The organism is Fibrobacter sp. UWP2 (genome assembly GCF_900141705.1).
In the GTDB taxonomy this organism is placed as follows: Bacteria; Fibrobacterota; Fibrobacteria; order Fibrobacterales; family Fibrobacteraceae; genus Fibrobacter.
Window position 1 is genome coordinate 1 of sequence record NZ_FQYM01000044.1, and the last position, 14,725, is coordinate 14,725.

General features: G+C 43.9%; 6 protein-coding genes. 1 reads left to right on the forward strand and 5 read right to left on the reverse strand.

Annotated features, from left to right (window positions below; genetic code table 11):
• Positions 1 to 90: 90 nt before the first annotated feature.
• Genes BUB55_RS13865 through BUB55_RS14375 form a run of 3 tightly spaced genes read right to left on the reverse strand, consistent with a single transcriptional unit; the run spans position 91 to position 2,662 of the window.
• Positions 91 to 333 (reverse strand): hypothetical protein, encoded by a 243-nt coding sequence (locus BUB55_RS13865; protein ID WP_159431999.1) that lies wholly within the window; start codon positions 331 to 333, stop codon positions 91 to 93.
• Between the two features lie 5 nt (positions 334 to 338).
• Positions 339 to 2,072 carry a glycosyltransferase gene (locus BUB55_RS12990; RefSeq protein ID WP_143153074.1) on the reverse strand — a complete coding sequence of 578 codons (1,734 nt, stop codon included), beginning with the start codon at positions 2,070 to 2,072 and terminating at the stop codon, positions 339 to 341.
• Positions 2,057 to 2,662 carry an FISUMP domain-containing protein gene (locus tag BUB55_RS14375; RefSeq protein WP_073192171.1) on the reverse strand — a complete coding sequence of 202 codons (606 nt, stop codon included), beginning with the start codon at positions 2,660 to 2,662 and terminating at the stop codon, positions 2,057 to 2,059. Before BUB55_RS14375 ends, BUB55_RS12990 begins: the two co-directional genes overlap by 16 nt.
• Positions 2,663 to 2,678: 16 nt before the next feature.
• On the opposite strand from BUB55_RS14375, the gene BUB55_RS14380 reads away from it, so the two are divergent.
• On the forward strand, positions 2,679 to 3,032 hold the full coding sequence (locus BUB55_RS14380; RefSeq protein ID WP_073192174.1) for a hypothetical protein: 354 nt from the start codon (positions 2,679 to 2,681) through the stop codon (positions 3,030 to 3,032).
• 184 nt (positions 3,033 to 3,216) lie between these two features.
• Here the strand turns inward: BUB55_RS14380 and BUB55_RS13005 are convergent, their stop codons facing one another.
• Positions 3,217 to 13,443, reverse strand: coding sequence for a Tc toxin subunit A-related protein (locus tag BUB55_RS13005; protein ID WP_073192176.1), 10,227 nt, complete (start codon positions 13,441 to 13,443; stop codon positions 3,217 to 3,219).
• 198 nt (positions 13,444 to 13,641) lie between these two features.
• Entirely contained in the window at positions 13,642 to 14,421 is a 780-nt protein-coding gene (locus BUB55_RS13010; RefSeq protein WP_073192178.1) for a DUF6261 family protein, read from the reverse strand.
• Positions 14,422 to 14,725: the final 304 nt, after the last annotated feature.

Below are 14,725 nucleotides of genomic sequence, written 5' to 3' on the forward strand. Positions count from 1 at the left end.
TTGTGTTTGATTTGTGGTTATTTCAAATCTAAAAATTGGAACATCCTATTTTTTTACCCCCTTAGTGGAATTTGCGAAAGAAAATATACGTTACCCGCGCTTTTCGTACTTGGTGGTAGCGGTCGGGAACACGCCGTCGCAAGGCATCTTGGAGACGGGGAGGAGTTCGCCGTTGCCCTTGATGATTTCTGCGGTGGGGGAGTAGTCTATGGGCGTTCCCGCACATATATGTGCGGTCGGGCTATATTCTGGGGGCAATCGGCTGCGCTTACGCTTGCCGCTTACCTCCCAGAACCAAGCCCCGCTACGCGGGTCTTGTCCCCAAGGGGTCACTATCCCTAACGCATTTCGCCTTGGTTCGGCTGAGGTGCTGCCGAATCCTGTGCATTCAAAATTTCACGGATAATCTTGAATCCAGTTACGATTTTATCTGAAGGGCTTCCCGAAGGCGGATTTGAATCTTCGTCTTCTAGCGTCTGGAAAGCCCAGCTCAGTTTATTTTGCTTGGCTTCCAAACGGTAATCTGTTGTCACCCTATTAATCGCATCCAATAAAGATTCAGGATTAACGTTAGACATCTGCAGTGTATTGTCTATGCCCAAATGCTTTAATCGGAGAGCATTGTCTATCTGGTCTTTACCCATAGGGCAAATAATAAACTTGCGGTTAAAATAGATGCATTCCTTGATAGATGCAAGACCGCCATGAATGATGGCGCAAGAAACACAACCATTTTTGGCGAGCAAGTCCCGTTGCGGCACCCAGTTGACAACGCGGATTTTCGATTTGTCGTAATCGTCCCATTCGTCACTGTTTACCAATTTTGAACCGACGGCAAGCAGCAATGTGTAATCTGCCATTTGCGGAGCCTGCATCGCCTTGCACATGGAATGGAATAGATTTTTCGCCTTGTCTTCGTAGTCGAGAACCTGTGAACCAGCAGACACAAAAATGACATTCTGCAAAGAATTAAGGAACCCTGGAATTGGATTGTGATTATCGTCTTCTTCATCCTTCCAAATAACCGTTTCCCCGTCAGAGTCGATTGAGTGCGGCAGGGTAGGTTGTTCACTCAGAATGCAGGGGTCCACATAGCGCACTAATTCGCCATGTTCGTAATGGTCGTAATCATACTCCCTGGGGCATGGAATCAATTCGTTAAATGATTCTAGCGGAGCAACAAAGTCGTCCAAGGTAATATTAGGCTCTCTCGTCGAAACTTTCCCCCTTGTTGCCATATTTATAATCTTGTATAGTTCAGGCTTCGAGAAAGCCAACAAATTTAGTTTGGCACGAACAGCGGGGTCGTCTTGGGGATGTCTCAAATAGGTGGTCGAGATGACAAAATCCAAATCGGTCCGACGAGTCCGCGTTTCTTCGTAGCCATCATCTTCTTCTTCAGAATCGTCCTCGTCTTCATTACTATCAAGTTCTATTTCATTTTCATCGCCATCATTTCCGTCATTTTCTTCGGTCTCTTCTTCAACTTTTTCAAAACCATAAATCCAGTAGAAGAGCAAAGTTTCTAACGAAGTAAAGTAACCGCCCACAAGCATATTAGGGTCAGCCAGGGTCCAGGCCTTCCAAATAGATTTGGCGTCTTCTATCAAATCTTTGCTGGGCATCCTTGCGTCATCTGGAAGTTTGAATTCAATATTCGAATCAACCACATCGCCATTTTTGTCTATCAATTCAAAATACTGACTATAAAGAATTGCCCAGATGTGCCATGTTTTCCAACGTTCGTTGGGGCTAGAATGACTTGCTGTCGTGTAACCTTCTGGGTACATGTTTTCTAGAATCGTATGGAAAGGAAAATGACCGCCGCCATTGTCATAGCCGCTTATAATTGATGCACAGTCCTGTATGCCCATGTAATTTACAGAATAGGCATGTTCCTGATTTTCCATTTGGTTATGCAAAACCTGCGCCCATTTCAGCGTAGGCAACCAGTGTCCCTGTTCCTTGTAAACGTCGGGCCAGAAAAGAATGGATTTGGGCTTGTTGGGCATAGCACGTTCCTTCTGTTGTAAAAAAATAGATAAATGTTTTTTGCTTAATCCTTTATGCAACGAATCGAATACATCATATTAATTCCATGTGCATAATTAATGGAGGATGCATCATCCGATTTATCATATAATCTGAAAAAATAAGGATTAGTATCTTTTTCCCAATAGTAAAATGCTGTAGTGGAATCCGAATTATACCACTTTACTGAATAACTATAGGTTCCCGCAATTAACGCAGAAAAACCACTTTCATTTGTACTCGTACTAGACCATGAACCATCTGCTTTTTTAAGTTTTGCTGCAGCGTTATTTCCGAGAAATGAAACTAGTGTTTCCCAATCGCTTTTAAGCGGGATATTCCATCCTTCAGGACAAATACCTTGACGATTGGATCGCGTCGCCTTATACAAGGCGATTTTTCTAGTATAAAGTCTTCCATAAGTAGAGCATTTTTTTGAATCTTCTGAGGATTTCAAAACACCCCCACCACAAACAGTTTCCCCGCTATAAATCGTTCCAACCGTATCATTTGGCATATAATTTAAGTTTTCTGCCATCCAAATTTGCTCGCCGATCGTTACTGTTTTATAAACTTGATTATCTCGCAAATCTGTCAAAGTATTGTTTTCTGCATCATATATACTATTCATAGATGAAGAACTTTGGATGCTGGATGAACTATTTTCATCAATCAAACTACTTGATGATTCTTCTATTTTTACTGAACTTGAGGAACTTTCGTTCTTTGTTGAACTTGACGATTCTTCCAGGACCTTAGAACTAGAGGATTCCTCTGTTTTGGCCATACTTGAGGAACTTTCGTTCTTCGCTGAACTAGACGATTCTTCCAGGACCTTAGAACTAGAGGATTCCTCTGTTTTGGCCATACTTGAGGAACTTTCGTTCTTCGCTGAACTAGACGATTCTTCCAGGACTTTAGAACTAGAGGAATTCTTTTTTTCTACCAAACTTGAAGAATTTCCATTTTTTATTGAACTAGATGATTTATCAATTGTTTGAGAACTCGATGGTTCCACTTTTTTCACCGAACTCGAGGATTTTTCAACACTTGATGACCTATTATCATCGTTCAAGGAAGAAGATGTTTCAAATGTTTGTTCATAGGAACTAGCACTAGAACCATCATCCCCACAAGACACCAGAAATAAGGCTATCAAAAAAGCTGGAGCAAAAATTCTAGACATTATTTTGCCCCCTCTTTTCCTTTGCGAGCCGTATAGCTTATATAAATTATAACATCATCTATAGAATATTTGCTATTTTCGTGAGTTGAATTTTCCCCATTAATTTGCGATGGGTCACCTTTTATAGAAAGGTTCCAACTAGAAGTCGCTCCAGCACCTTCAAATGGAGAATATTTATCTGTTTTAAAGCTGAAGTCAAATTTACCTTCATGAATATGGGCCATGCTTGTAGCTAGAGTTTGAACTCCAACTCGGTTTTCAATAAAGACATCATTTCCCTTCAAATCAAGGGAATTGCTGTTTAGAGATAATGTCGCGTTCAGGAAACAGCCCTCATAATTAGGCGCAATTACTTCTATCCGAACATCTTTTATCCTGCGGAAGAAAAGAAAATCAAAATCTCTAGAAAATAATTCTACAGGAATTTCAAAAGAAGTCTGTGCATCTTTTTTTATTTTTGAAAGAGGATCCTGATTAACAATGTCTGCATAATTATATTCAAGATCTTTCAAACTTATCGGTCTTATTATTTCTATTTCTTTTTGATCATTCTCTAAATAAGCAACTTCCATGGCATGCAAGTCCGCAATGAGTCTATCGGCAGACAGTAAACCACTATACGCGCCATCCCAATAGCTGTTACTGATAAAGGATTTTGCATTGCCCATATCAGTGTCGCCTATTTCAAAATGATAGCATTTTTCGGCCATCTTGGCAACTTTCGTGGTCAGCTTGCACATTGTCTTGGAGAGTTTTGTCATTTGCTTTACAAGCCATTCATGCAAATCCTTATTCGTGAACTTGTCGCAGAGGAAATCGTATTCTTCTTCGTCTCGCTCTAGTTCCTTCTCAAAGAGTTCCTGTTCCTTTTCGTTACGCTGCTGGCGAATCGTATTGATAAGGATTTGCTTTTGCGTCTGGTCTATTTCATTATTCGCAATGGATTCTTCGAAGGATTCCTCTTCCGTAGCCTTCTTTTCCTCGCCTTTGGCCTTTTGCTGTAAAGCAGCCGCTTCCCTTTCGAGAGCCTTGGAAAGGTAACTTTCCGCCATCGTCAATGCGGCTTCGCCCAACTTGCGGCCACCATACGAAGCGACATGGAAGTCTATGCCGCCGAACGCATTCACTATACCTCCGGCATCCATGTCGGGGATGCTGAACATGGCAGAAGCGATTCGTTTTGCGGCTTCTGTCTTTTCTCGCAAATCGGCGACCTTCTGCATAGTCTTTGCATAGCCGTTTTCGAAATCGGTCGCAATTTTTTGAAGTCTCGACTTGTGGTGTTCCTGTTTCTTTGTCTTTTTCTCCTTTTCGATTTCTAGGGATGCCGCCTCGGTTTCCAGCTCCTTCATCTGAATCTCGAAGATGTTTTGCGAGAGCTTCTTGGCCGTGATACGGTGTTGCATACGCAACTGCGCCAACGCTTCGGAATCCTTGTCTTTCAAGGCCTGCAGCAAAGTCTCTTGCATATTGCGCAAGTCGCGGGCGATTTCCAGAGCCTTTGCCACAATGACCTTGAAGCGGTAATGCGGCAGCGCGGCTCCGGCATCAGCGAGAATCTCACTGATGGAAAGCCCTGCGGCCCTAGCCTTTACTAGCATTCCCGGGTCAATGGGCGGTGCAAACAATGCAAGCGTTCTCTTGATGCCTTCGATATTCAGGCTGTTGCGAATTTTATACAACCTGTCGGCCACAATGTCCCAGAAAGCCATCAAATTCTCGTTACGCGGAACATTGAAGTAGAAGGTCTGTTTGGAAATATCCGAAATCATGGATGTTCGCGGCGAAATCATGCTCTGTTGCGTAGAACGGTCTCGGACTCGACCAATCAGCATGGAGTCTTCGTATTCAATAAGCGAATTTGCCCAGTCATGATTTTTATTCTTGTCCTCATCCTTGGGGGCGTATTGCTCAACGCAAAGCATCCTTGCCGCTGTCCAGACTTCTTCTATCGATGGGTCGGGAGCCTCGGCACTCTTCGGGCCGAGAATGTCGGCAGCCATAATGTAGAACTGTATGGCAAGATTCACGGATTCTGTCGTATCTTGCGTGAACAGTTCATCACCACGGGCTATAAGCGTGTTCAGATACTTCATTATCACGAATTTCTGATAGGCGACATAGCGCATCTTGGCAATCAAATGAGGTTCAAACGGATCGAACTTCCATTGGTCAATAAGGCATTGCAATTCCTGTTTCTTCTTCGTGTCGCTTGACTTCGTGAGCACTGACAATGTTTCAAGAATTGTCTTGTCAGCATCCGGGTTCGCAAAGAAGGGCAGGAATCGCCAATATTGCGCACCGGACGGCAAATCTTTCGCCCAACGGGCAATCCTTTCGGGACCTTCCTTTTTGCCTTGCGGGTCAAATACCAACTGGAGCCATTCTAGTGCAGCTTCGTATTTTTCTTCGGAAATCAACTTGTCCGCGATACGCACTGGCACATAGAAGAATAGTTCCCAGTTATAAATGCCATTGGGCGTATTCCAGTGAAAATCTACATAAGGAGCTGGATATGGCGTCGTAACCAAACTTGACGGACAATATTGGTCTTCAAAGAACGACTGGCCCATATCCCACGCAGCCCAGTCTCCTGCAATATGGTAACCAATTGCGGAACCGAAATAGTAGTTATAGCCTGAATACATAGTGTAATAACTATCTACACGTTCCAGCGCCTGGATTCCGCGACTATGGAGTTCCTTCTTTCCTCCATTACGATACTGGTTAAAGAATTCATCGACCAAGGGGTGCGACATCAGGACGAATTCGTAAGTCACATTATTCCTTGTGTCCGATTTCGGATAGACAAAGAACGTGTTCTTTGAATCCATATAGAAGAAAGGCAGATTGCTGACATGCCCCTCGATGTCGTCAGGATTGTAAAAATCCATATTTACGGGCAATATGCGGAATTCACGATCCTTGTAAAGAATGTCCCTGTTTTTATAAACAAGTGACTGAGTTCCTTCAGAAACCCAATAGTTTCTTTTGAGGTAGGTTTCATCTGGAGAGAACAATTTGACCAGTGTGCCTCGTTCATCTCCTTCTGCTGCAAGCGCTTCAAGTCTTTTCGGTTTAGAAGCATCATCTAATGAAGCAACAGCAGAATCAACACCGTTTGCTTTACACTCATCCTTACCATCCGCATAAAGTAGTATTTGCCCTATTGGTGATAATCGTTGTGTTTCAACTCCCTTATAGCATCTGGTTTCAATATATTGATTTACTTCTGTATCGCCAGCTACAGTAATAGTCTTTCGCTTTTGTTTTGCGGCAATTTTTGACATTGCCGAATAATGGCGCGACATTAACAGGTAATGGAATATGTGCTGTTTTTTAAATTTATCTAAGAAAGTACTAGCAATTTGTTTAAACCATTCCGCTAAATCCGGCTTTTCTTGAATATCAAGCAGAGTTCTAAATGTTTGGAAATTTAAAACGCCTTCATCAAGCGAAGTCTTAAAATGATATCTGTCTCCAATTTGCTCATCTTGATCCAATTGGAAATCAAGCGGATTCAGTGATGAATCGTACAAGGCGTTCTTGGTCGTTTTGACACCAGTCCATTTCTTTCCGTTAAAACAGGTCCACGCCATCTTGATTTCTACATAGAACTCAATTTGCGGAGAACTGACACCACTTTCGTTTGAGTCATCTGTTGTCTTTGCAACGCCAGAATTGAGTTGTCTTTGCCCTTGCACAAATTGAGGCCAGGCTAAATACAGGCGACCATTCATTATTTGCGGAAATACGACATCACCCGTAATATCGGCTTCGATGAGTTCCCATGGAGACCACATTCCCGGAGGATCTTTCTTTGCAAAATATTTGCGGTAATAATAGCGATGCGGTTCTCCACGAGTCCGGCCAATAATATGCAACGTATAAACGGTTTCCCCGTTCGGGTCACCATCTTCCTTGCAGCAACCGACAATTTCAAGGTTGGCGGTTTCACGCATCTTTTCCAGGTATTCCGCATAGATGCGCTCCATGTCATCGCTGTCGCCACCCACTTCTTGCAGGCGTTCTTCCAGTTCGGCAAAGAAAGAGCTCTTGTCGTCACGCAGACTCACATCAAGCCAGTTTTCCGGGTATAAGAACACCTTGCGGTTCGCCACCCATACTTGATAGTTCTTCATCCATTCCCATTGTGCAAGCGCAGAATCGCTAAACAGATTCGATCCGTCGGCACCTTGACCTTCCAGCCCAAGCTGACAACGCTGGACAAAAAGCTGTAGACATGCATTCGCCTGAACAATCCTTGACATAGACATGTCGGGTTCCATGAGGATGTCTATCATGTAGTAGGCATACAAGTCATTCGAATTCAAGAATGAACGACGATATTTGTATGGTCTTGCTTCGTTCTGCGATTCCCAACAAACAAGTCCAGTAAGCGCATCTCTGCGAATCCTTCGGATTTCATCACTTACTCCTTGTATGAACTTATTCCATGTCGATTTATCGTAATTATCATACAAATTTTTATTCAAAGCACTGACAGCATCGATAAGATTTGTTACTGCTGTCGAGTTTTCATTTTCAATTTCATTTCTAGTCAATTCAATGAAGAGATTTTCCAGGACATCTGGAGCGGTAAACGTTTTCAGATAGAGCTGATAAACCTTGAAGAATTTGAGCCAGACACCAACATTTTCGTCGTTCCAATCGCATGCAAGATTCCAATTAAATACATATCCAACGTCTTCTTCATTTCCTGAATTATTTTCTGATGGGATTAAATTATCATCACCGAAGGCATAAACGAAGCATCGTTCAAAAACCTTCTGCGGGATAAGCAATAATCGCCTTAAATCCCTCAAGGTTTCTATTGCCGTACTTGTCGAAACTTCATCTACAGGCGGAATTGCGGCATACGAGTATTCCGTATTACCGCAAGCATCGGAAACTGCAAACGCATCAACAAGAGACTCCAACACCGAATGGGGGGTTAGAACGGGGATGATGTAAATATTTTCATCTTTGTCAATAGCCTGAGTACTACACAAATTGCCCCAGTTATCCCATCCAAAGCCCAGCGCAAGACCGCTTTCCATATTTCCCGAATTAATTACATAATTGGAAACATACGGATATAGGATATTCGCCTTATATAACGCATAGTAGGCAATAAAATCTTCAGACGTTGGTTGCGTTGGAGTCTGCTGCCAAATGGCATTTTCGACAAAACCAATCCATCGTTCTATTGCTGCCACAGGAATCTTGGTTAGCAACACTTTAAACGCTTCTTGCTCCTTTTGTTCTGCGCCTATGCCAAATTCCTGAGAAAGCGTCGAATAAACTTGTTCTTCCAACCAGATGGATTTCAAGCGACCATAGAACAAATAAAGTCTCTGGATGGGTGTTTTGTCGTCATCAAGAATATCTGCGACATGATTTTCCGGTTCCTGAACATCACGGAGATTTCTCTGTTGCTCTTCCGGTTGAGGAGCTTCTTCGTTAAGGATTTTTCTGAGCCATTCTTCTAGAGCTGTTAGAGATGTTGAAAGGGGTAATACATCTTGTGCCAACTGGTCCACATAGGGAACATCGGCAAAGCCCAAAGATTGCAGAATTTTGCTGCAAGCATCCTTGTATGCAAGGACATTATCCACAAACTCATCTACAATCGGTTCATCGTCCTGCTCGTCGCCTTCGCCCTCCTGAGGAGTTTCATCCCTTCTCGGTTCCTGAGATTCACCCTCATCGCCATTATTTTTTACCGGATAGGTCGCTAATTCCTTGTCTTCGTCAACTTTAACGGCATCCCATGATTCCGAAATTGTAGTGTACAAAGAACCAAGGACATATTCTCCATTTTCTGCGTTTAGGATAACACCCATAAACGCTTCCGCTTTTTTCGTGACAGATTCGTCCGGCATGCGGAGCAAATCTTCCAATGTCGACATAGGCAGCGATGTACTCTGCCATTTGCGAATAGCCCTCGAGAATGTGCGAATATCATCGGTCAAGGAGCCGAGTCCTGCATCTTGTAACAGATAAAGTTCATCGGCTGTCAAATTGTGTTTTTGAGCAAATGTTCCATAGCGGTAAACATAGTTCAATCCGTTCAAGAACTTTTCATGTTGCGAACCGGAGAAATAAGGACACTTTTCCAGGAACAGCAACGTTTCCGATTCTTTTATGGAAAGTCCGCTTGCAACTATTTTGGCAATATCTTTCTTAATGAATTCATCATCATATTGATCGACAGTTTCGCTTCCTTCACAGTATCGATTAAAAACAATCGGTTCGTCAAAAACAGTCGTTAATTCATCTTCGGTTAGCAAAAATCCGTGCCAGGCAAGGGAATTCAACGGAGTAACGCCAAATCGCAGCACCATTTCCTGAACATGGTCCCAATTAGAAAGTGGGTCTGCCGTATATGTAAAAGCCAAATCCTCAGGAAAACTTTCACTACCTATTTTAAGATTCAGTTCATCATAGCGCAGAGCTATTTCTGCAAAGCTCCATCCAAGCAACCGGCGGAAACGGATAAACGCGGCCAGTTCCATGAAGAAATCCGAAGTCGGATAACTTACAGACTTTATCTTCTTTGAACCTGCATGATAAACAATTGTAGACGTGTCTATAAGGATATAACCATTAATATCCGCCAACTGGTACTGCAAGGCGTCGGGACACCGAACATCTACATTGTATTTGGCGAAAAGCGGTAAGGCTATAATTTCCTTGAGTTCCTTGAAAGTTATTCCCGCCCTATCCAGCAAGATGGCCACATGGCTCAGAACCGTAATCCAATGTTTATTCTTTAGATAAGAAGTCGGATGTTTCAGGTCATCCATCTTGTATTCCGACTTATCAGGGAAATAGACGTTATTGTTGTTTTCGCTTAGGCCCCAAGAGTTCCACGGCTCTTCGAAATTTTCCTTGAACAGGATTTCGTGCAAGGGGTCATCGACAAATAGGCAAGTTTTCCCATTTTCTGGACAGTCTAGGATTTCCGCTAGGCCATACAGGGACAACGGAATATTTGAAAGAATCTTGGTCGCCTTTTCCCGATATATATTCAAGGGGAGAATCGCCGGATAGGCGTGCTTCATCATTTTCAGGTTGGCATTCTTTTGGCGGTTTTCGCCTTCGCTTCCAATATCCCATTCCAAGGGTTCCGCACGGAGACTTTCAAGCGTCGCATTCGCTGGGGTCTGGTTTGCAATAATCTTGGCACATTTATTATCTTCTGCACCTGCCAAGCACTCAAGCAACTCGTTCACTAGGTCTATAGTTGGCATGGCGACCTCGGCATTCGCCTTGGTCAATTCCAGTTGCAAAAGATCTGAACGTCGCTCGTGGAATTTATTGTAGGGTTCTTCGTTGGCCTTGAAGAAATTCAGCAAGTCTACAAAATACGCCGAAGCGCTCAGTACCGATTGACCTTCGGTCGCTCCGTTCCTGTTGATGTTTCCGAAAAGGTTTTTCCATGTAGGACAAACCGATGCAGGGATTCTAGGCGGGGCCACATTGCTTGCCTTTTGTCCGCCTTTTTTCAAGGCCCTTACCGCCTTTATCTTGAGGTTACTGGAAATACCTCGCGATGTCGCTGGCAAAGTCATGTCGGTTTCGTTGAGACTGCTGTGGTATTGGCCTATCTTGAATGTAGCCTCGGTCACGAAACTCTTGGCGACTCTGTGAATCTGTGTCGCCAATTCCTTTGTTCCGATTCCAAGGGAATGTTCTGCGACAAAATAATCCTCGTCATATTCAGCTATCGATGTTGCCGAAATAAATCCGTTCTTGATTAAGTATGCAACAGCATCGGCATCGTCCGTTAAGCGGTAGACACGCTGCAAGACACGCATTTTTTGCAAAAGTTCGCCATCAATATTTTCTGTAACCTCATGGTCTATTTGATATGCTTTCGCATCACAGGTCAAAAGGTCAAATTTTTCCCACCCGTTTTTCGTCTCCAGATTGACAGGAGAAAGTATATCCAGCAAATCCGACCAGGCGTCTTCATTCTGCACTGTTTCGGAATCGTTGACCTCACCTTCGGCGTTCTCGCTGTTTTCAGGCTCCGGAGCTTCTTCCGTAATCACGGTATTTTCCTCCGGCTCGGAATAACTTACTTCGAAATCAGCGAGTTCCACCTTCAAAACATTATACAGGTTCTGCTGCGGGAACCAGGAGACAATCAAGTCCATCAACTTCGTTACATATAAAGCCTTTTGTTCTGCTCCCGTAGTTCCGGTAAATTCATGAGGCAAGGCAAGTGGGTCATGAGGATTATACTTGTTGTACCTTTGTGATATTTCATCTACAACAAGAGTCCATTGGCCTTTATCGAGCAACAGAAAGTCTCTCAATCCGTATATACTTTGTAAATGTGAAACGGCGTATTTATATGCAGCCACAACAAAATCGCCGTACCATTCACCAAAATCGCAAAGATCTATCAGGAGTTCAAGCCTATCGAGTTCTTCGCTGGTGCATATTCCTGAACTATTTTCCCTTAGGTTCGAGAGCATTTCGCGGTAGTTGCTACCAGCGTTGTAATATTCGTCCATCAACTGCTGGATTCGTTCACGATATCTATCGTCATTGGCAGGCAATGGGTCGCCGTTTTCATCTTTATCCAACTCGCTAAAGTCAACACGGGCCGATATGGGTTTATGGGTCACTTCGTCCAAGACATCCACTAACGCCAAGTCGTTTTTCACGAACAAGAAAAACACATGGTACGGCGAAAATTGGTCGTCCATTTCGCTGACAACCGCCGACGATTGCGTTGCAGCATTCCAAAGAGATAAAACCTTGCCTGCCGTAACAGATGCCGAAATTTGGTTCTGCGCAACGCCGTCGTAAACAGCCTTTTGAACGGCAGGTGCTTCAATATTTACAAGGTCATCCAGATTCGATACAAGCCCCTGATAGGTAAGGGCAAATATACCTTGAATATATTTATCGGCATTTTCGTCGCTTTCTGTTTTACCCAGTTTTTCAAGCAAAGCATAATACAGGCTATAAGCAAGGAAATACGCACGGACCTCTTTATCGGTAAGACCTTCGCGACCAACTACCAGCGGGAATTCATCCACGTTCTGCAAGAACTCATTGATTTTATTTTTCTTTTCGTAGCCATAAGTTGAACCTCGAATAATTGTTTCACGGTATATGGCTAGCAAATCATCGAGTTCTTTAAAACGAGTGCTCTTGTTTGCATTCGAAGAAACGTCAAGTTCAAAATCAATCCGTTGTTCCCGTTTCCCGTTAAAGACTAGCGGTTTAAAAACGGTTATCTTGGGCGTAGATGCCCCCGTTTCGTATATTTCCAATTTAGCGTATAGCGAAACCTTATCCTTGCCATAAGCATCTTCTGCATCCAACAGAAGCCCCTGTGGCAATATTTCGGGATTATAGGAAATCGAATATTCGCCGTTTTCGTTGGTTAGTTGAAAATCACCTAATCCTTTATGGACGAAAGTTCCGGCCGGATGATTATTGAGGTCCGTAATGTCGTAATGCAAACAATAGGCGGTAATCTTTACGCCCGAAACGGGTCTGCCCAACTTATTCAATACGGAGCCATAAATTTTGCAATCACCATTCGTGACTACTGCTTCACCCGATTCAACCTTTATATTGATAAACTCACGGGCGGAAGCGATTGCCGGACCCGCCTGATTCGCCACATTCACTCCGTCAGCTGAATAGACTCGAACTAGAAGGTTTGGACCGGTTATAGATGTATCGCCCTGTTGAAATTGGGCCTTAGCATAGCTTACAGAATAAAAGCCCACTGCGTTGAGTTGGCAAAACCCTAAATCGCGCTGAACACCATTGCGGACATCGAAAACCTTGACGTAGCCGTTTGTAAACGGCACTTTGGACGAATAATAAACATTTCCGCAAACGGTCCAGTTCTCGTTTATGTCTCCGTTGACAACGATGTCGCCCATGTATAGTTCGTTCGGCGGTGCAGTGTAAATATCAGACATCCACAAGGGGTTATATTCGTAATCGGTCACACGGATTTGTAGCGTAGGATAATCTACATGCGGAAAACCAATTTCCTGAAACTCATCAGTATGAAATTCTATTTCGAAAGCACCCGTACTAGAGTTTATGTCCGATTCAGCAAACTTCTGCCAACCCCTTTGCGGGAACTTGTGGTATGCCAATATGCGACCTTGATTGTGGAACACTGATCCGTCTGCATTGTGAATCGTGCCGCGAACAAACCAAAGGTTGGGGTCTTGAGACATGGGGACTCCTTTTTTGTGTGATAATTTTACACTATTTTACAAAAATAATATAATCTTTTTTAATGACAAAAGAGAAAAGGGTTCCGAAAGTTTACAAAAATGCTACGAATTTAGAAAAAACTATCCCCAGATACAAAAAACTCCTGCCAGACATTCCGTCAGGCAGGAGCAGTTCTGTTTATAGGATGTGGATAACTACTATGCGGCATTTTCCTCGTCCTTCGTTTCGGTGGGGATTTCGATTACTGCCGTTTCGGGTGTTTCCGGAGTCACGGTAATCTTGCCCCTTCCCTTGCGAAGTTTCAGGTGGGCCTTCTTATGGTCGATGTGGCTGTTCACGGCCTTGACAAACTGCGAGCAACCTTCATCGCTTTCGAGGGTCGCCTTGCCGATGGCAAGTGTCGCCACGAGGTTGAACGCATCCAGGCACCGTTCTCGGTAGACCTTGTTGGCTCCGGTTTCCCTGGCGGCGAACTCCTTGTTGCGGGTCTGTACGGCGGCCAGGTAGTCGTTGTTCTTGCGTTCAAGGTTTTCGAGCCAGGGCTTGAACCCGCAGGCATCCAGTTTGGCATCGCCGATAGCCTTGAGGCTGCTGACGATGTTCGTGAAGATACCCGTGGATTGGTCCTGATTGTGGTAGACCGGGTCGGCGTTCTCGGCGAAAATCTTGCGGAGCTTTTCGCCGGTGGCGACGACATCCTTGTCGGCAAGGCTCTTGAGGCTCTTGGCAAAGTTGCGGCAAGCTGCATATGCGGCGTTGCGTTCCTTGTCAAGGCGGCTCACCACGCTTGCCGCGGTCTCGTCGACATCTACTTCAATGAGGTTCGCATATTCGGTTACGGCCTTGCGGTAGGCTTCGATGGACGGGCGGATTTCTTCGCCGGTGATGCTTGCTGTCAGTTCGACGATGTTCTGGTGGAGGCCCAGGAATTCATCGTTGCGGAGTCTGTTGTAGCAGATGGTGTTGATCTTCATCATGATGCTATCCTCGTTTTGAATGTTGTCGGTTTCAGTTTAGCGAAAGGCTTTCCAAGCGCCTTTCACGAGATTAGATGTGCCGGTTGCGGCACCAGTTGCGTCAGTTTTGTACAAGTTCGTAGCACATTTGTCTTGTTTTTGTAAAAGCATACTTTGTTTGTTAAAATCGCTTTACAAAAGGGACGAAAGTGCTCCTACAAATGTTTTCGCGAATTTGTCCCTTTTTTAGTTGAAAATCCAGGTCTCCAACTGGTGTAAATCTAGGCTATTAGCGCTTCATTGTCAAGTAGTTTCATGCTCTTTT